Annotated in this window: 20 protein-coding genes; 11 read left to right on the top strand and 9 right to left on the bottom strand. The window is 68.4% G+C overall.

Annotation, left to right across the window (positions count from 1 at the left end; genetic code table 11):
* The first annotated feature begins 4 nt into the window (after positions 1-4).
* Positions 5-1,771: a 2-succinyl-5-enolpyruvyl-6-hydroxy-3-cyclohexene-1-carboxylic-acid synthase gene (gene menD / locus BLT27_RS02265; protein WP_089731407.1), complete on the top strand. Its 1,767-nt coding sequence runs from the start codon at positions 5-7 to the stop codon at positions 1,769-1,771.
* A gap of 3 nt (positions 1,772-1,774) precedes the next feature.
* Here menD and BLT27_RS02260 read toward each other — a convergent pair whose 3' ends face one another.
* Positions 1,775-2,737: a DnaJ domain-containing protein gene (locus BLT27_RS02260; protein ID WP_089731406.1), complete on the bottom strand. Its 963-nt coding sequence runs from the start codon at positions 2,735-2,737 to the stop codon at positions 1,775-1,777.
* A 392-nt stretch (positions 2,738-3,129) separates the two neighbouring features.
* On the opposite strand from BLT27_RS02260, the gene BLT27_RS02255 reads away from it, so the two are divergent.
* A complete protein-coding gene (locus tag BLT27_RS02255) occupies positions 3,130-4,023 on the top strand; it encodes a 1,4-dihydroxy-2-naphthoyl-CoA synthase (RefSeq protein WP_089731405.1) in 894 nt (297 codons plus the stop codon).
* On the opposite strand, the gene BLT27_RS02250 is transcribed toward BLT27_RS02255, so the two are convergent.
* Together BLT27_RS02250 and BLT27_RS02245 are read right to left on the bottom strand one after the other, a co-directional pair.
* On the bottom strand, positions 4,017-4,475 hold the full coding sequence (locus BLT27_RS02250) for a VOC family protein (RefSeq protein WP_089731404.1): 459 nt from the start codon (positions 4,473-4,475) through the stop codon (positions 4,017-4,019). The genes BLT27_RS02255 and BLT27_RS02250 overlap by 7 nt on opposite strands.
* Before the next feature lie 70 nt (positions 4,476-4,545).
* Positions 4,546-4,755 carry a DUF7550 family protein gene (locus BLT27_RS02245; RefSeq protein WP_089731403.1) on the bottom strand — a complete coding sequence of 70 codons (210 nt, stop codon included), beginning with the start codon at positions 4,753-4,755 and terminating at the stop codon, positions 4,546-4,548.
* Between the two features lie 137 nt (positions 4,756-4,892).
* Here BLT27_RS02245 and hisF point away from each other — a divergent pair, with 137 nt between their 5' ends.
* The 3 genes from hisF (at position 4,893) to BLT27_RS02230 (ending at position 6,846) form a co-directional block, all read left to right on the top strand.
* Positions 4,893-5,708: an imidazole glycerol phosphate synthase subunit HisF gene (gene hisF / locus BLT27_RS02240; protein WP_089731402.1), complete on the top strand. Its 816-nt coding sequence runs from the start codon at positions 4,893-4,895 to the stop codon at positions 5,706-5,708.
* An 80-nt stretch (positions 5,709-5,788) separates the two neighbouring features.
* A complete protein-coding gene (locus BLT27_RS02235; RefSeq protein ID WP_089731401.1) occupies positions 5,789-6,004 on the top strand; it encodes a hypothetical protein in 216 nt (71 codons plus the stop codon).
* 53 nt (positions 6,005-6,057) lie between these two features.
* Entirely contained in the window at positions 6,058-6,846 is a 789-nt protein-coding gene (locus tag BLT27_RS02230; protein WP_089731400.1) for a hypothetical protein, read from the top strand.
* A gap of 37 nt (positions 6,847-6,883) precedes the next feature.
* Here the strand turns inward: BLT27_RS02230 and BLT27_RS02225 are convergent, their stop codons facing one another.
* The 4 genes from BLT27_RS02225 to BLT27_RS02210 form a co-directional block, all read right to left on the bottom strand.
* Entirely contained in the window at positions 6,884-7,168 is a 285-nt protein-coding gene (locus BLT27_RS02225) for a DNA-directed RNA polymerase subunit L (protein WP_089731399.1), read from the bottom strand.
* Positions 7,169-7,233: 65 nt separating this feature from the next.
* The gene (locus BLT27_RS02220; RefSeq protein WP_089731398.1) at positions 7,234-7,821 is read right to left on the bottom strand and encodes a hypothetical protein; all 588 of its coding nucleotides are present in this window, start codon (positions 7,819-7,821) and stop codon (positions 7,234-7,236) included.
* Positions 7,822-7,863: 42 nt separating this feature from the next.
* Entirely contained in the window at positions 7,864-8,901 is a 1,038-nt protein-coding gene (dph2, locus tag BLT27_RS02215) for a diphthamide biosynthesis enzyme Dph2 (RefSeq protein ID WP_089731397.1), read from the bottom strand.
* 72 nt (positions 8,902-8,973) lie between these two features.
* Positions 8,974-9,480: a hypothetical protein gene (locus BLT27_RS02210; RefSeq protein WP_089731396.1), complete on the bottom strand. Its 507-nt coding sequence runs from the start codon at positions 9,478-9,480 to the stop codon at positions 8,974-8,976.
* Positions 9,481-9,638: 158 nt separating this feature from the next.
* Here BLT27_RS02210 and BLT27_RS02205 point away from each other — a divergent pair, with 158 nt between their 5' ends.
* The 4 genes from BLT27_RS02205 to BLT27_RS02190 all read left to right on the top strand — a co-directional run bounded on the left by BLT27_RS02205 (position 9,639) and on the right by BLT27_RS02190 (position 11,967).
* Positions 9,639-10,037: a YlbF/YmcA family competence regulator gene (locus tag BLT27_RS02205; RefSeq protein ID WP_089731395.1), complete on the top strand. Its 399-nt coding sequence runs from the start codon at positions 9,639-9,641 to the stop codon at positions 10,035-10,037.
* Between the two features lie 115 nt (positions 10,038-10,152).
* Positions 10,153-10,797, top strand: a complete 645-nt coding sequence (tpiA, locus tag BLT27_RS02200; RefSeq protein ID WP_089731394.1) for a triose-phosphate isomerase — start codon at positions 10,153-10,155, stop codon at positions 10,795-10,797.
* A gap of 74 nt (positions 10,798-10,871) precedes the next feature.
* Entirely contained in the window at positions 10,872-11,327 is a 456-nt protein-coding gene (locus tag BLT27_RS02195) for an HNH endonuclease (protein ID WP_089731393.1), read from the top strand.
* A gap of 31 nt (positions 11,328-11,358) precedes the next feature.
* A complete protein-coding gene (locus tag BLT27_RS02190; protein WP_089731392.1) occupies positions 11,359-11,967 on the top strand; it encodes a toll/interleukin-1 receptor domain-containing protein in 609 nt (202 codons plus the stop codon).
* Here the strand turns inward: BLT27_RS02190 and BLT27_RS20110 are convergent.
* Positions 11,964-12,656 carry a J domain-containing protein gene (locus BLT27_RS20110; protein ID WP_089731391.1) on the bottom strand — a complete coding sequence of 231 codons (693 nt, stop codon included), beginning with the start codon at positions 12,654-12,656 and terminating at the stop codon, positions 11,964-11,966. The two genes, BLT27_RS02190 and BLT27_RS20110, sit on opposite strands and share 4 nt — an antisense overlap.
* Before the next feature lie 208 nt (positions 12,657-12,864).
* On the opposite strand from BLT27_RS20110, the gene BLT27_RS02180 reads away from it, so the two are divergent.
* Both BLT27_RS02180 and BLT27_RS02175 read left to right on the top strand, forming a co-directional pair.
* Positions 12,865-13,509 (top strand): PH domain-containing protein, encoded by a 645-nt coding sequence (locus tag BLT27_RS02180; protein WP_089731390.1) that lies wholly within the window; start codon positions 12,865-12,867, stop codon positions 13,507-13,509.
* Complete coding sequence (locus tag BLT27_RS02175; protein ID WP_089731389.1) at positions 13,506-14,084, top strand: PH domain-containing protein; 579 nt, start codon at positions 13,506-13,508, stop codon at positions 14,082-14,084. Before BLT27_RS02180 ends, BLT27_RS02175 begins: the two co-directional genes overlap by 4 nt.
* Positions 14,085-14,444: 360 nt before the next feature.
* On the opposite strand, the gene BLT27_RS02170 is transcribed toward BLT27_RS02175, so the two are convergent.
* Positions 14,445-16,232 carry an acyl-CoA carboxylase subunit beta gene (locus BLT27_RS02170; protein WP_089731388.1) on the bottom strand — a complete coding sequence of 596 codons (1,788 nt, stop codon included), beginning with the start codon at positions 16,230-16,232 and terminating at the stop codon, positions 14,445-14,447.
* Positions 16,233-16,295: the final 63 nt, after the last annotated feature.

Genomic DNA, 16,295 nt, shown 5'->3' with positions numbered 1-16,295 from the left:
GGCCGTGTCTGAGTACCCGAACCGGAACGTCCTCTGGGCCGAGACGCTCGTCGACGAGCTCGCCGCCGGCGGGCTCACCACGGCGTGCATCGCGCCCGGGAGCCGCTCGACCCCCCTCACCGTCGCCTTCGACGCCCACGACGACGTGGAGACGTTCTCCCATCTCGACGAGCGCTCGGCCGCCTTCTTCGCGCTCGGCCGTGGCCGCCGGACGGGCGAACCGACCGCGCTCGTCTGTACCTCCGGCACTGCGGCGGCGAACTTCCATCCCGCCGTCATCGAGGCGAACCAGGCGCGCGTGCCGCTGCTCGCGCTGACCGCCGACCGCCCACCGGAGCTGCGAGATTCCGGGGCGAACCAGACAGTCGACCAGGAGAAGCTCTACGGGAGTGCGGTGCGCTGGTACCGCGACCTGCCCGAGCCGGAGCCGACGCCACGGAAGCTCCGTCGCCTCCGCACGGACGCGGCCCGGGCGCTCGCCGAGGCGACGGGGAGCGACGCCGGACCGGTCCACCTGAACTGCCCGTTCCGCAAGCCGCTTGAGCCGACGCCGGTCGCCGGCGACGTGCCCGCGGACTGGCACGCGGGCGACGAGCAGGCGGCGGCCGGCCGGGGCGACGGACCCTACGTCCGTCGGCAGCAGGGCCGTCCCGCACTCGCCGACGCGGCGCTGGCGGACCTCGCGAGCGCAATCGAGGCGGCCGACACGGGCCTGATACTCGCGGGGCCCGCCGACCCGACGACGCTCGCGGACGACGACTGGCCCGCGGCCGTCGGGGAGCTCGCGGCCGCGACGAACTTCCCGGTGCTCGCGGACCCGCTCTCGGGGGTCCGCTTCGGCGAGCGCCCGGGGGACGCGACCGTGCTCGGCGGCTACGACGGCTACGTCCACGCGCTCGACCTCGACCTCGACCCCGACATCGTCCTCCGGTTCGGCGCGTCGGCGACCTCGAAGCCACTCCGGAGGGCACTCGCGGACACCGACGCGCGGCAGGTGCTCGTCGACCCGATGGGCGAGTGGCGCGACGCCGAGTTCGTCTGCTCGGACCTCGTCGTCGCCGACCCGACGGGGACGGCGCGCTCGCTGGCGGCGGCCGTGGCGGGGCCCGGAGATTCTCGGTTCGCCGACCGCCTGGCCGACGCCGAGGCCCGGTACTGGGCGCACGTCGAGGAGTTCCTCACCGACGAGACGCCGGAGGGGGCGGTCGCCCACCGCGTGCTCGCCGAGGCACCGGACCCGGCGACCGTCTTCGTCTCGAACTCGATGGCGGTGCGGGACGCCGACCGCTTCGGCGAACCGCGAGCGGCCGACCTCACGGTGCTGGCGAACCGGGGCGCGAGCGGCATCGACGGCGTGCTCTCGACGGCGTTCGGCGCCGGGAGTGCGACCGACGAGCAGCTCGTCCTCCTGACCGGCGATCTCGCGTACTACCACGACATGAACGGGCTGCTCGCGCTGGCGCGCTGTGGCGTCGACGCCACCATCGTCTGCGTGAACAACGACGGGGGCGGCATCTTCCACCTGCTCCCCATCGAGGCGTTCGACCCACCCTTCACCGACCAGTTCGTCACGCCCCACGGGCTGGACTTCGCGGCGACCGGCGAGCTGTACGACCTCTCCTTCCAGCGGGTCCCGGCCGACGAGTTCGGGGACGCCTACCGGGCGTCGCTCGCGATGGACGGCACGCAGGTCATCGAGGTGCCGTTCGACGCCGACGCCAGCCACCGGGCTCGCGAGCGGTTCGCGGACTCGGTCGCCGACCGGCTCTGACGCTCAGCCGACGACGTGCTTGAACGCCATCGCGTACCAGAACGGGACGACGCACGCGCCGACGAGGAACACGCTCATCGGCGCGAGCAGGTTCACGCCGACGAACGCGAGCACGAGCGGGAGCCCGACGCTCAGCGCGCCGAAGCCAACCACGGCGACGCGCGGAATCGTCAGCAGGTAGCCCAGCAGCAACAGCGTGCATCCGCCGATTATCACGTTGACGAACAGGTTCAGCTGTGGCGAGACGGTGACGTACGCCAGGAACGGGTACATCAGGAACGTCAGTGCGGCGAGCACCATCGACTGCTGGGAGAGGCTGACCCGCACCGGCTCCTGTTCGAGCTCCTCCTCGTCCCAGTCGTGGACGGAGAACCCGTCCCACTCGTCGTCCTCGTCGGCGGCGACGTGCTCGCCCTGGCCGCGCGTCGTCCGTCGGGCCGCGCCCTCGAACGACGAGGCCGCGTTCGCGCCGCCGTCGGTCGACGCGGAGGTGGTCCCCCCGCCGCTGCCCGTGCCCGACCCGCCGCCCGAGTTGTCGCCGACGTAGTAGCTCCGACTCGTCCGGTTCCCCTCGCTCGCGGCCTCGCGGTCCGAGCCGGGGTACTCCTGCCGGCGGTTCCGGTTCCCGTACCTGTCGCCGGCCCAGCTCCGCCGGTCGTCGTCAGTCGCCCGTTCCCGGCCCTGCTCCTCGTCGGTCCCGTCCTCGTCTCGCGGCCGTCCCCAGCCGGCCGCGTCGCCGAACATCCGCTGGTACGTGCCGTGGCCCAGCCGGTCGTAGCGGGCGCGCTCGTCCGGGTCCGAGAGCACCTCCTCCGCCTCGGCGACGCGCTGGAACTCGTCGGCCGCGTCCGCGCTGTCGTTCAGGTCCGGATGCGTCTCCTTGACCCGCTCGCGATAGGCCGCCGTTATCTCGTCCTGCGTGGCGTCGGTGCCGACGCCGAGGACGTCGTAGAACGTCTCCGTCATGCGGTCTTGGGGACCCGAAGTTGGTGCACGTTGGGTCGGCACGCCCAAAACAGTTCCTGCTGTCGGGGGTTCCGTGGGGGAGGAACGTGCCGGCCGCACGGTCCGACTCGGGTGGGTAGGGTCGTTGCGACCCTCGTCGGCGACGAAGCGGCCGATCGCCTGCTCTCGCGGTGGCTGAGCGACCCGGAGCGCTGCAGCGGTGAGCGAATCGGCTGGGGAGGGTCGCGGTGGGGGTGGGGTCGGTGGGACGTTCCGGTTCCGACTGTCGCCGGCGGTTTTCCCTCGACAGGGTCGCCCTCCGTCTCACAGGAACTGACCCCAGCTACCGCCGACTTCGATACGGACGACCACGGAAGCGAATCTATTTCCGGGGGCCGACCCCACCCCCGTGCATGGTTTCGGAACTGTTCGACCCCGCGCGGTGGGAGGCTATCGACCGCGACTATCGCGACATCACCTACCACCGGGCGACGGAGTCCGGCACGGTCCGCATCGCGTTCGACCGCCCGGACGTGCGAAACGCCTTCCGGCCCGGGACGGTGGACGAGCTGTACGACGCGCTGGACCACGCGAAGCGACAGACGGACGTTGGCTGTGTTCTCCTCACCGGGAACGGCCCGTCCTCGAAGGACGGCGGCTGGGCGTTCTGTTCGGGCGGGGACCAGACGGTGCGCGGCGGCGAGGGCTACGAGTACCGCGACGAGGACGCCGACCGGGAGAGCGCGGCGACGGGTGGCCGCCTGCACATTCTGGAGGTGCAGCGCCTCATCCGGCACATCCCGAAGCCGGTGCTCTGCGTGGTGCCGGGCTGGGCCGTCGGCGGCGGGCACTCCCTGCACGTGGTCTGTGACATGACCATCGCGAGCGAGGAGCACGGGCGGTTCAAGCAGACGGACCCGGACGTGGCGAGCTTCGACGGCGGCTTCGGCTCCGCCTACCTCGCCAAGCAGGTGGGCCAGAAGAAGGCCCGCGAGATCTTCTTCCTCGGGAAGACCTACGACGCACAGGAAGCGGCCGACATGGGCATGGTGAACGAGGTGGTGCCCCACGACGAACTGGAGGAGGTCGCCCTGGAATGGGCCGAGGAGATGAACTCGAAGTCACCCACCGCGATGCGGATGCTCAAGTACGCGTTCAACATGACCGACGACGGCATGGTCGGCCAGCAGACGTTCGCGGGCGAGGCGACCCGGCTGGCGTACATGACCGACGAGGCCCAGGAGGGCCGCGACGCGTTCGTCGAGAAGCGCGACCCCGACTTCTCGGAGTTCGACTGGCACTACTGAACGTCGAACTCCGCGAACGCGCGTCCGGGCGGCCGTGGCTTCGCGTTCAGCTCCCACTCGACGTCGTAGCGGCCGGTGAACGCGCAGTGGTGGTGGGCGTTGTGCTCGACGGTGGCACCCGCGTCCTCGGCCCGCGCCGCGACCGCCTCGAACGTCGCGGGGGAGACCGATAGCGCGACGTGGTCCACCCGGCCGGTCCCATCGTCCGGCGCGGCGTCGGGTTCCGCCACGGCGAGGAAGAACCCGTCGCGCCCGAGGAACGACATCGAGGGGTCGATACCCGCCGCGATGGCCTCGGGCCAGGTCAGGTGGTCCGGGACGGTGCCCGGCTCGCCGTCGCGGTACCCCTCTCGGAAGCGTCTCTCGAGGTCGAACAGCTCGCGGTAGTAGTCCTCGGCGACGGGGAGGTCGTCGACGAGCAGGACGAGATGGTGAAGGCCGTCGATTTCCATACGTCACCGTCGGACGGCCCGGACCGTAACGGTTGCTCCGTGGCGGGGCGAGAAGGGGGTGGCGACCGACTCAGCCCAGCAGCACCGGCAGCCCGATGGTGACGATGACGCCGACGAGCATCACGACCGCGCCGAAGGTGACCTGGTTCATCTCGAAGTCCTGCATCGGCGAGGTGACGCGGCCCGCGTGCGCCTCGTCGCTGTGGTCGGTGCCGTGGCCGTGGTCGTCGTGTCCGGCCTCGTCGTGCTCCGCGTCGACGCTGTCGGTGTCCTCGCTCATGCGAGGGGATTGTACGAGGTCCTACCTGAAACTATCGAACCTCCCGAACCGGTCACGGCGCGGGCCGGCACCACGAGCACGACCGATGTCGCCGTCGAAACCGTCAAACCCGCCACGCACGAACCCGGAGGTAGGAAATGGGACTCACGAAGCGCATCATCCCCTGCATCGACGTGGATCTGGACGAGGACGGCAACGCGGCGGTGTACACGGGCGTCAACTTCGAGGACCTCGCGTACACGGGCGACCCGGTCGAGATGGCTCGCCGGTACAACGAGTCGGGCGCGGACGAGTTCGTCTTCCTCGACATCACGGCCTCTGCGGAGGGCCGCGAGACGATGCTCGACACGGTGAGCGCGGTCGCCGACGAGGTGTTCATCCCGCTGACCGTGGGCGGCGGCATCCGCACCACTGACGACATCAAGGAGACGCTGCGGGCGGGCGCGGACAAGGTGTCCATCAACTCCGGCGCGCTGGCGAACCCCGAGCTGGTGAACGCCGGGGCGCGCTCGTTCGGCAACCAGTGCATCGTCATCAGCGTGGACGCCCGGCGGCGCTACGACGAGCAGGGCGAGCACTACGCGCAGGTCGACGGCGAGTCGTGCTGGTTCGAGTGCACCGTCAAGGGTGGCCGCGAGGGCACCGGCCGCGACGTGGTCGAGTGGGCGCAGGAGGCCGCAGAACGGGGAGCCGGCGAGCTGTTCGTCAACTCCATCGACGCCGACGGGACGAAGGACGGCTACGACATCCCGCTGACGAAGGCCGTCTGTGACACCGTCGACACGCCCGTCATCGCCTCCTCGGGCTGTGGCGGCCCCGAGGACATGGAGGAGGTGTTCACCGACGCCGGGGCGGACGCCGCGCTCGCCGCCTCCATCTTCCACTTCGACGAGTACTCCATCGCGGAGACCAAGGCGTACCTGGACGAGCACGGCGTCCCGGTGCGGCGCTGACCCGTCCCGCGAACACCCCCCGTACCGACCGGTGACTACCTTCATCCACGCCCTGGCGTATGGATACATGTCGACGAACTGTGACCCGCTGGGGGTCGGTCCCCGGCCTCGCCGTTGCGGCCGACACCGTCGCGGCCCGACCCGTCACCGGAGGCGCGACCACCCTCACCACCGGCTACGGCGGCGTCCTCCCCGGCGGCCGTCTTGCGAGCGTCCGCGCTGGGCTGGAGGTGCATCTCAGTGTCGTCCTCGGCGGCCTCGTCGTCTACGCGCTGGTCAAGCGCAGCGAGGTCTGATTCCGCTTCGCCCACCGGCAGTTACTTTCCCCCGCGACCGAACGTACTGGTAGATGGCGTGGGAGTGCGACGAGTGTGGGACACGGTCGACCTCACCCCCCTGTGACGAGTGCGGGAGCGAGCACGGCGAGTACACCGGCTTCGTCTGGGTGTGCCCGGAGTGCGGCCGCCAGTCCACGAAGAACAACCCGCCCTGTCCCCGCTGTGGCGGGATGGACCTCGAACAGCGCAGGCCGGACTACAGCGACATCGATGCCGAGACGGCGGTGCCGGGCTACGCACAGCTCGCGAAGCCGCTGGTCCCGCTCTTCCTCGTCGTCGCGGTCGTGGTCGCCCTGTTCGCGACGGGCGTCGTCCCGCTCCCCGAGGACCTCGACGTGGCGCTGAACGGCCCGCGCGTCGTCGACGCCCCCGGCTCGGCCGACCAGGCGGGCGGGCTGAACCTCTCCGACGTGGAGTCTGGGATTCTGGACCGCGTCGACGACTACCGGGCAGAGCGTGGCGGCGACGCCCTCTCGCGTGACGACACCCTCGCCGACATGGTGACGTTCGCGAACCAGCGTCAGGTCGCCACCAGCTACGACGGCGGCTCCGTGCGAGGCGGGCTCCGTGACTTCTCGCCGGACTGCCAGCCCGCGATCTACCTGCTGGGCTCGACCGACAGTGAGGGCGCGACCGTCGACGACTTCGAGAGAGAGTCGGCTGCAGCCCAGGCGCTGTTCGACGTCCTCGTCTCGAACACCGAGGGCTCGGCGACGCTCGCGGACGCGACCGACGCCCACGCGACCGACATCCACGTCGCCCCGGACGGGCGAATCTACGCCGCGTACGCTGTCTGCTAGTGGCGAGCGGCGAGAACGGAACAGCGGCTCGCGAGAACTACGCCGCCTGCTCGAACGCGCTACGGAACGCGTCGGTCTTCTCCTGTACGCGCTGGGCCGCCGTCTTGAGCGCGTCGATGGGGTCGACGCCGTCCTCGGTCTTGACCGTGAGGATCGGCTCTGTCTGTCCACCCGACTGCTCGGGGTTCACGTCGTAGGTCGCGGCGGCGACGCCCTCCGTCTCCAGCAGCGCGCCCTTGAGGACGTTCATGAACGTGTGGTCCTCGCCTGCGATCTCGACGCGGAGTTCCTGTTCGAGGTTCTCCGTGACGGTGAGTTCCATGTGCCTTCGTGGTCGTCCGGCGCGTTTACAGGTTTCGGAATGGTTCGTTTGACGGCCGCTACTCGTTACTGTACGTGGCCGAGTCGAACAGTTATGTCGACGGCGAGGTCGGTTTCTGAGGGTTCGGTCCATCCGAGTGATGTGTTGTCCACAATGAGGTAGTATCGCTCCCGATCCCCGAGCTTCACTGTCTCTTCGACAGTTCTAACGAATCGGTGGGTCGTCTGGCTATCGAAGTTACCACCCGATTCGTATGCCTGGAACGCTGCCTCCGAAAAAAGGAACACGTCCACCTGGCCGAACGGTGATGAAACCTCGTACTCCAGATCGTGCTGTACGCCCGGTTCGAGTTCGAACCCTGCGAAGTAGCCCGCTGGTAGTGTGAACGACGCAGTACTCTCCTCGTCGCGTAGCGCCTGCGCGATCCGTTGTCTCCTGACTGCTCGTCTCGCGATTTCAATCCCTTCATCGATACTGGAGTCCGCGGAAGCGGCTTCGTCTCCGCCACCAGCAGCCTCGTCTGCTCCTTTGGAGGCAGCGAGGTACTCGTCAGTCCCTCTCGCGAGCAGTCGAGCGGCTTCGTCTGTCCCGGACGCCAGGGCAACAAAGGAGCCGCCAATGAGATAGAGAACCCCACGTCGTTTACTGGCCATCACCTACGACAACACGAGGCGCTACTGTAAGACTTTCTACCGTTACCACGTCCCGTGGAACGTGTCGAACTCCAGGGCGTCCAGCGGTTCCTCGCCGATGGCGATGCGGTACTCCTGGGGCGTGAGCATCGGCTTGTGGAACTGCGGGCCGTCGTCGGTCGTGATGCGCGGGCAGCCGGTGTTGACGAAGGCGTCCATGTCGAAGTTCCGGAGGCGGTCCGGGGTGACCTCGTCCATGGTGATGAGGTAGGCGTTGTCGTTGTTGTCGACGATCTCCTCGGCCTGGTCCCAGCGACCCTGGCCGATCTTGGTACAGAAGATGACGCCGAACTTCTCGGCGTCCATCGCCTTGTGGACGGAGGCGTAGCGCTGCTTCATGAACTTCTCCGTGTCGGCGACGGTGAGGACGTTGTTGACGGGGTCGGCGATGACGACCTTCTTGTCGGGGTGCTCCATCGCGAGCCCGAGCGGGTGGAACTTGCCGCCGCCGACGTAGAGGATCTGGTCGGCGTCGATGTCCGCGGAGGCGTAGTTGCAACCGAGCACCTGCCCCTCGTGGGTGAGGCGGTCGTCGCCCTTGCGCGTATGGACGGTGTAGCCGGCGTCCTCGAGGTGCTCGCGCATCTCCTCGAAGCGGTTCATGTGCTGGGCGGTGGTCACGAGGCCGACGTCCTCGCCCTCTAGCTCCTCGTCGATGGCGCGGTCGACGCTCGGGAGGACCTCGACGTTGGAGAACAGCGGGACGTAGATGATCTTGTCCGACTCCTTCATCGGGGAGTGCCCGAAGTGGACGAACACGTCGGTCCGGCGCATCAGGTAGGTGTCGAGGTCACAGGCGCCGTAGCAGGGCTGCCCGGAGATGCAGACGGTGACGTCCTCCGGAAGGATCTCACGGAGGTCGTCGGCGACCCGTGGCCCCCGTCGTTTCAGGCCCTCTGGGAACTGGAGGCCGACCTTGTCTGCATCGCGCTCCTCGACCGCGTCGACGATGCGGTCGAGTTCGTAGTCCCACTCGCGGTCGTGCTTGAGGGACATTCCGGTGTTCCGGAGGTCGCCCTCGGAGTACGATTCCTGGCTCATTGGGCCGGATTAGCCGGCACGGACGGTTAACTTCGACGGTTCTGGATTGCGGCGAGAACCGGCGGGAAGCGGTCAGACGGCGTCGACGAGCCGGAACGCGGCCTCGAAGTCCGTCGAGTCGAACGAGCCCTGGAGCTGGCGCGCCTCGTCGCGGAGCCGCCTGAGCCGACCGGGGTCCGTGCCCGCGGCCCGCCGCGCTGCGGCGACGAATGCGTCGAGTTGCTCGAAGTAGGCAGCACGCGTCGCGAGGTGCTCTACCGTCGCGCGGAGGTCGTCCGGGGCGACCGGCGCCTCGAGATGGGCGTCGTGCGGGCCCGTCGGAGGGTGCTCCCGGCCGAGCGAGACGAGCGCACAGCCCGGCGCGCGCTCGGTGAGCGTCTGGAGCAGCGTCCGCTGGGCCCAGTTCCCGACTGGACCGGCGACGGCCGCGACGGACGCCCGTTTCGCGGTCGCCAGTACCTCGTCGGGCACGCCCGTCGCGACGACGTCGTACTGGCTGTTCTCGAGCGCCGACCGATACCGCTCACGGGTCAGTTCCTCCTCGGCGACGACGAGTACCGTCGGGGTCCGGCGTGACATCGTAGCTTTCACTCGGGTCCGAAAACACATCAACCACTCAGTCCGTTCAACGTCCGTTCAGACCGTTCAAATTGCGGTTACGGGGTTTGAGACACGGAATCCTGCGAGAACGTCGGTGCTCCGGCAGGTTGAAACACGTCCGTTCCCAAGCGACGGGCATGAGCGTCGAGACAAGCGGTGAGAGCACCGAGGAGACGGCTTCCGTCGAGCAGCGAGCCCGCGAGCTCGGTCGCGCGCTGCGTGACCTGCCGGAGTACGAGCGGTTCGACGAGGCACAGGCGGCCGTGGAGGGCAGCGAGGAGGCCCAGGCGAAGATCGAGGAGTTCGAGCAGGTGCGGCAGGAGTTCATGCTCGCGCGCCAGACCGGACAGGCCTCCCAGGAGGACCTCGAAGAGCTCCAGGAGACCCAGGAGGAGCTCCACGACATCCCCGTCATGGCGGAGTACCTCGAGGCCCAGAACGAGCTCGACGCCCGTCTGGAGCGTGTCAACAGCACCATCTCGTCCGAGCTCGGCCTCGACTTCGCCGAGGAGGCGAGTGGCTGCTGTAACGACTGAACTGGCGTTCTTCTCCCGGCGTCGCGGTCTCGTGTGAGCGAGGACTGTGACGGCCCCCAACAGCAGCGTTACACGAAGAGACACGCTTTTGGTGGCAGCGGAACCCGGTTTCGGTATGTTCGTCCTCGTCAACCTGAAGGCGTACCCGTGTGACCCCGTGGCGGTCGCGACCGCGGCGGCGAACGCGGCCGACGACAGCGGCGTCCGTATCGCCGTCGCACCGCAGGCGGCCCACCTCGAAGCGGTCTCGGAGACCGGCGTCGAGACCTGGAGCCAGCACGTCGACCCCGTCGAGCCCGGGAGCCAGACCGGCCACACGCTCGCCGAGACCGTCGCGGACGCAGGCGCGGCGGGCACCCTCGTCAATCACTCCGAGTACCGCGTGAAGCTCGCCGACCTCGACGGCTCCGTCCGCGCGGCCGAGCGCGCCGGGCTGGAGACGGTCGTCTGTGCCAACAACCCGGCGCAGGTCGGCGCGGCCGCGGCGCTGGGTCCCGACGCCGTCGCGGTAGAGCCGCCGGAGCTCATCGGCACCGGGACACCCGTCAGCCAGGCCGACCCGGACATCGTCGAGGACGCCGTCGCGGCCGCGGCGGCGGTCGACCCCGCCGTCGACGTGTTCTGCGGTGCGGGCATCTCGACCGGCGAGGACCTCGTGGCGGCGTCCGACCTCGGCGCGACCGGCGTCCTGCTCGCTTCGGGTGTCGCGAAGGCCGACGACCCACGAGCCGCGCTCGACGACCTCGTCGCGCCGCTCTGAACCCGGAACCGGGCTTCCCTTCGTTACGTTATTCATGGAAATAATTAAGTCAGTAGGTGATGGAATAAAACTCGATGGGTGCGAGAGAACGAGTAACGAAGCTCGCGTCGCTGAACGTCGACTCGGCGGCCCGAGCGGTCGCCGAAGCGGGCGGTATCGGACGCAGACACGAACCGGCACTGTCGCCGGGAACCTGCCGGAACTGCGGGGACGATGGGGCCCGCGAGCGAGCCGTCGTCACGGGCGGTGACGGCGAGCGGAACGCCATCAGCCTCTGTGAGGGCTGTACGGCCGACCGGACAACCGGTGGCTCCCGGGCCGACTGCGACGGTCTCCCGGTGGACCGTGCGGCCGTGGTCGAGCGCGACGACGCCCGCTGCCGGGGCTGTGGGGTCCGGGAGGCGCTCGTCGTCGGTGACGTGTTGCACCTCCACGCCGTCGTCTCCACCGCAGCGAGCGGCCACCGACACGTCCACAACGTGGTCGCCCTCTGTCCCATCTGCCACGAACGCGTCCACGACAGTGGGTAAGCATTTAGTAGCCGACCGGCGAGGTTCCGGCATGGCCGAAGAGCAGGTGTTCGTCTCCCACGCACCGTCGGACCTCGACCTCGTCCAGGAGCTGTTCTCGACGGTCCAGAACCTGCACCTCGACATCCACATCGCGCTCGAGCAGATCGAACCCGGCCGGAACCGGCAGGACCTCGAGGGCAGACTCACCAACAGCGACCTGCTCGTCGTCGTTCTCACCGAGGCGAGCGCGACGAACCGCTGGGTGAACCAGGAGATCGGCTACGCGGTCGCGAAGGGAATCCCCATCCTCCCGCTGTCCGCCGACGGCGTCGAGCTCGGGGGCTATCTCCAGCGACACGAGGAGGTCTCGCTCGACCCCGACGAGATGGAGGTGACGGTGTTCAACCTCCTCGCCCGGCTCCGTTCGGAGCTCGCACCGCTGGGCACGCTGTCGACGCCGAACTGGTTCGTCCGTTTCCCCTGCAACTTCGAGAACTGCGGGACGACGGTCACCCTCGACGTCGAGGAGATCCAGAAGAAGCTCTGGCAGATGTTCGAACACAACCAGGCGCTGGTGGCGGGCTGCGAGGAGTGCGACGCGCAGTACTTCTTCAACCCGGCGACCCTCGGCTACGTGCGTCGGGAGGACCCGGTCTAGAACTCGTCCTGCAGCCGGTCGTAGGCGGCCTGCACGCGTTTGAACTCCGCACGCGAGCCGTCGGCCCGGTCGGGGTGGACTGCCTTGACCTGCGCGATGTAGGCGTCCCTGAGGTCGTCGGCGTCCTCGAAGCCGGCCGCACCGAGCACCTCGTAGGCTTCGGCACGGCGCATCCGGACGTCCTTGATGATTCCGTCGTCGCGGGCCTGTTCCATACAGTCCGGGCAGAACTTCTCGGTACGGTCGTCGACCGTCACGACGCGGTAGAGTTCGATGGAGTACCAGTCGTTGCACTGCTGGCAGAGGTTACGCTGGCGGCTCGCCTTCGAGGGCTCCTTGGACTCGAGCTCGGCCGCCGTCTCGGCTTCGGACTCCTCCTGCCTGCGGGGGTCCGTCTCGCCGTCGTTCGACGGCGCGTGTTCGGCACAGGAGTCACAGCAGAGGACGCTCGTTCCGTCCGAGAGGATTACCTCCTCGAGTTCGGAGACGAGGTACTCCTCGGTGCAGCCGTCGCACTCGCGTCGTCGCTGGTCGATGTCCGACCCGTTGTCGGTGACCGTCTCTGCGTACTCCCGGCATTCGGGGCAGCAGACGGCTCGTGACCCACCCGGCATCGTGACCGCGTGGAGGTTGTCGAGGGAGAACTCGCGGTCACAGCCTTCACAGGCGTGTCGTTCGACCACAGCCATCGAATGAGTCAAAGGGATTCATCCTATATTAGTGTTCAGCCTTCGTGGAAGGAAACAGGCCGACACGTGTCGGTGGAGCTCCTGCCTGCGGGACGAACTGACAGAGCGCACAGATGTGCCCGAGACGGAGCGCAGGGAATGGTGACCACCAGACAGGAGTCGGAGCGACTGCAGTAACTATTTCTTCCGGGCAGGAGAAGTCGGCAGTATGACAGCCACCGATTCACCCGACACGGGGGGCTCCGAGTTCGACTGGCTGAGCCTCGACGACGACGAGGAGATCGTCTGGTCGGGCAACCCCCACCCGATGAGTATCGTCCCAGCGCTCGTCTTCGGCGTGCCGCTCGTCATCCTGCTGGTGGGTATCTTCATCATCGTCGGCGCGTACCTCTGGCGCGAGAACACCGACTACGTCGTCACGACCGACGGCCTGTACACGAAGTCGGGCGTGTTCTCCCGGGATGTCCAGCGCGTCGACTTCGACAAGGTCCAGAACATCTCGTTCAGCCAGGGCGTCGTCGGGAACTACTTCGGCTACGGTAACGTCGACATCTCGACCGCGGGCGGCTCCGGCGTCGAGATGCAGTTCCAGTCCGTCGCCGACCCGAAGGCCGTCCAGGAGCGCATCAACCGGCTCATCAAGGAGAACCGCCGCGGGGGCGACCGTCGTGGCGAGGACGCACCCCCGAAGGAGGCCGTGCTCGACGAGATACTCGCCGAGCTGCGGACGATGCGCGAGACCTTCGAGCGCATCGAGGCTCGCGAGGGCCGGTCGGCTGACGGCGCCGGTCAGCCGCCGGACGGGACGCCCAGCGCCAGGGACGACGACGGTTCCGGCCCGCGCGGACGATGAGCCGGGACTGGCTCACGCTCGAGGACGGCGAGGAGGTGCTCTGGGCGGCCTCGCCACGCGTCCAGAGCGTCATCCCGGCGGTGTTCGTCGGCCTGGTCGTCGCCGTCGTCCCGGTCGGGCTCCAGCTGACCGCTGGTGACGCGTTCCCAGTGCCGGTGTGGCCGTTGGCTCTGCTCGGCGTCGTCCCACCGGTGCTCGCGTACGTCTGGATCCGCAACGTCGAGTTCGTCGTGACGAGTCGGCGGTGTTACCGCAAACAGGGGGTGCTCTCGCGGGACGTCCTCGCGGTCGGCTTCGAGAGCGTCCAGAACAGCTCCTACGAACAGGGGTTCTTCGGCAGGCTGTTCGGTCACGGTACCGTCTCGGTGGACACGGCCGGCGGACTGGGGACCGAGCTCGCGTTCTGGAACGTCGAGGACCCGCGGTCGGTGCAGAACCTCGTGCTCGACCAGCGGGCGGCCTTCGACGACGGCGACGACGAGCTTCCGGGCACCGTCGAGCAGTGGCAGGCGGTGCTCGCGGAGGTCCGACGGCTCAGACGAGCAGCAGAAGGCTACGAACAGTCGTCTCGGTGACCGGCAGGCCGGTCGAAACGGAACGACCCCACGGTCGATACCGTTGTGCTGGCTGCCCGAGGGACGACTGGGTGGTGTGATGGTGTCGGGCAGCCCGCAGCGTCGACCGTGCGGCGCCGACGGCACCGCCGTTGGGGACGATGAATGTTCCCGCCGTGAAGGGGAGGAACCGGCGGATCGACGGTCCGCCGCGTAACCTGTCCCGATGGCCGGAACGGTCGTGGTCCACGAAACGTCACGGTCCTCGGGCAAGCCCACTACGGACGGTCGCTACCTATGTATGACTCCGGTACCACCAGCAGATGGACGAGTTCGGGCCGTCGGTAACAGATCCCTGCCGACTCGAACGGCCCGTTCGGGCTACAGTACGGTGCCGTGCTTCTTGTCGGGGAGGTCCTTCTCGACGGTCTCGTAGAACCGGAACCGGTTCTCCAGCTCGGTGCGGAGCGACGACGGCGGGACGACGTCGTCGATGACGACCTCGCTCGCCATCCGGCGCACGTCGATGTCCTCGCGGTACTCCTCGCGGAGTTCCTGCTCGCGCTGGGCGCGCTCCTCGGGGTCGTCGATCTCGTTGAGCTTCCGCGCGTAGACCGCGTTGATGGCCGCCTCGGGCCCCATGATACCGATCTCGCCGGAGGGGAGCGCGATGGTCGACTCGGGGTCGTACGCGGGCCCGGACATGGCGTAGATGCCCGCGCCGTAGGCCTTCCGGACGACGACGCACTGCTTCGGCACCGTCGCCGAGGAGGTGGCGTAGATCATCTTCTTGCCCTTCTCCAGGATGGCGTCCTTCTCGACCCCCGAGCCGGCCATGAAGCCGGGCGTGTCAGCCAGGTACAGCAGCGGGATGTTGAACGCGTCGGACTTCCAGATGAACTCCGCGGCCTTCTCGGCGGCGTCGGGGAAGATGGCCCCGGCGCGCTGGGCGGGCTGGTTGGCGACGATGCCGACCGGCCGACCGTCGATGCGTGCGTAGGCGGTGAGTATCTCCTTGCCGTAGTCGGGTCTGAGCTCGAAGTAGCTCCCCTCGTCGACGATGCGCTGGATGACCCGCTCCATGTCGTAGCCCTTGTTCGGCTCCTGCGGGATGACCGAGTCGATGCCCTCGGGCGAACGGGCGGGGGGCTTCGGCTCCGTCCGCGGCGGGTCCTCGTCGCTGTTGTCGGGCAGGTAGGTGACGAGCTGGGAGACGAGCTCGCGGGCGTGCTCCTCGCTCTCGGCGACGAGGTCGGCGCTGCCGGACTCCTCGGCGTGCATCCGCGCGCCGCCGAGCTCCTGCATCGAGATATCTTCGCCGGTGACCATCTGGACCATCCTCGGCGAGGCGATGGCCATCGCGGACATCCCCTCGACCATCACGGTGAAGTCGGCGAAGACGGGCGTGTACGCCGCGCCGGCGATGCACGGACCGTACAGGACACAGACCTGCGGGACCCGCCCGGAGAGCATCGAGTGGTTGTAGTAGTACTTTCCGATGCCCTCGCGGTTGGCGAAGAACCCGGTCTGCTGGTCGATGCGGCCGCCCGAGGAGTCCATCAGGTAGAGGACGGGACGGCCGGTCTTCAGCGCGCGCTGTTGCATCCGCAGGAACTTCTCGACGCCCTTGGCGGCCATCGAGCCGCGCTTGACCGTGTAGTCGTTGGCCATGAAGTGGACGTCGCGGCCGTCGAACGTCGCCCCGCCCGTGATGAGCCCGTCGGCGGGGAGCTTGTCGTCGGCGTCGAACTCCGCGAACTTGCCGTCCTCGAACAGGAAGGCGTTCTCGCCGTCATCGTCGTCGTCGTCGCCAGACTGCGTCTGGCTGCCTGGCGAGCTGCGCTCGGCATCGAACCAGAGGTCGAGGCGGTCGCGGACGAACAGCTTGTTCTCCTCGTGGAGCGTGTCCTTGTACTTCGCGGGCCCACCCTCCATGATCTCCTCGATCTGTTCGAGTAGCAGTTCCTCGCGCTCGGTCGGGCCGAGGTCGGCGTACTCCTCCGGAACGTCGGACTGGTCCCTCTCGCCCTCCGGAGCGTCGTGCGTGGCCGCCGGTTCGTCGTCCTGTCCGACGTACACCTCGACGTCGTCCCCGACGTGTTCGGCGAGTGCGGCCGCGATTGCCGACGCCTCCTCGGCCGACGCGCCCTCGCTGATGCGCACCTTCATGTCAGGTCGTGCGCGGGGTTTCGTGAGAAAGGTTTCCCTTTGGGTTCCCGCGACGATTGCCGA

It is taken from the genome of Haloarchaeobius iranensis, from assembly GCF_900103505.1.
GTDB classification, from domain to species: domain Archaea; phylum Halobacteriota; class Halobacteria; order Halobacteriales; family Natrialbaceae; genus Haloarchaeobius; species Haloarchaeobius iranensis.
The sequence above is the reverse complement of the archived record's forward strand: the minus strand, read 5'-3'. Positions and strand labels throughout refer to the sequence as shown.

What these genes read in the sequence shown, in the direction of transcription:
- BLT27_RS02180 (WP_089731390.1), top strand. Translation starts at nt 12,865, where the DNA reads ATGACAGCCACCGATTCACCCGACACGGGGGGCTCCGAGTTCGACTGG.
- BLT27_RS02255 (WP_089731405.1), top strand. Translation starts at nt 3,130, where the DNA reads ATGGTTTCGGAACTGTTCGACCCCGCGCGGTGGGAGGCTATCGACCGC.
- BLT27_RS02260 (WP_089731406.1), bottom strand. Translation starts at nt 2,737, where the DNA reads ATGACGGAGACGTTCTACGACGTCCTCGGCGTCGGCACCGACGCCACG.
- BLT27_RS02220 (WP_089731398.1), bottom strand. Translation starts at nt 7,821, where the DNA reads ATGGCCAGTAAACGACGTGGGGTTCTCTATCTCATTGGCGGCTCCTTT.
- tpiA (WP_089731394.1), top strand. Translation starts at nt 10,153, where the DNA reads ATGTTCGTCCTCGTCAACCTGAAGGCGTACCCGTGTGACCCCGTGGCG.
- BLT27_RS02210 (WP_089731396.1), bottom strand. Translation starts at nt 9,480, where the DNA reads ATGTCACGCCGGACCCCGACGGTACTCGTCGTCGCCGAGGAGGAACTG.
- BLT27_RS20110 (WP_089731391.1), bottom strand. Translation starts at nt 12,656, where the DNA reads ATGGCTGTGGTCGAACGACACGCCTGTGAAGGCTGTGACCGCGAGTTC.
- BLT27_RS02225 (WP_089731399.1), bottom strand. Translation starts at nt 7,168, where the DNA reads ATGGAACTCACCGTCACGGAGAACCTCGAACAGGAACTCCGCGTCGAG.
- dph2 (WP_089731397.1), bottom strand. Translation starts at nt 8,901, where the DNA reads ATGAGCCAGGAATCGTACTCCGAGGGCGACCTCCGGAACACCGGAATG.
- BLT27_RS02230 (WP_089731400.1), top strand. Translation starts at nt 6,058, where the DNA reads ATGGCGTGGGAGTGCGACGAGTGTGGGACACGGTCGACCTCACCCCCC.
- BLT27_RS02250 (WP_089731404.1), bottom strand. Translation starts at nt 4,475, where the DNA reads ATGGAAATCGACGGCCTTCACCATCTCGTCCTGCTCGTCGACGACCTC.
- BLT27_RS02195 (WP_089731393.1), top strand. Translation starts at nt 10,872, where the DNA reads ATGGGTGCGAGAGAACGAGTAACGAAGCTCGCGTCGCTGAACGTCGAC.
- BLT27_RS02175 (WP_089731389.1), top strand. Translation starts at nt 13,506, where the DNA reads ATGAGCCGGGACTGGCTCACGCTCGAGGACGGCGAGGAGGTGCTCTGG.
- hisF (WP_089731402.1), top strand. Translation starts at nt 4,893, where the DNA reads ATGGGACTCACGAAGCGCATCATCCCCTGCATCGACGTGGATCTGGAC.
- BLT27_RS02190 (WP_089731392.1), top strand. Translation starts at nt 11,359, where the DNA reads ATGGCCGAAGAGCAGGTGTTCGTCTCCCACGCACCGTCGGACCTCGAC.
- BLT27_RS02205 (WP_089731395.1), top strand. Translation starts at nt 9,639, where the DNA reads ATGAGCGTCGAGACAAGCGGTGAGAGCACCGAGGAGACGGCTTCCGTC.
- BLT27_RS02245 (WP_089731403.1), bottom strand. Translation starts at nt 4,755, where the DNA reads ATGAGCGAGGACACCGACAGCGTCGACGCGGAGCACGACGAGGCCGGA.
- BLT27_RS02170 (WP_089731388.1), bottom strand. Translation starts at nt 16,232, where the DNA reads ATGAAGGTGCGCATCAGCGAGGGCGCGTCGGCCGAGGAGGCGTCGGCA.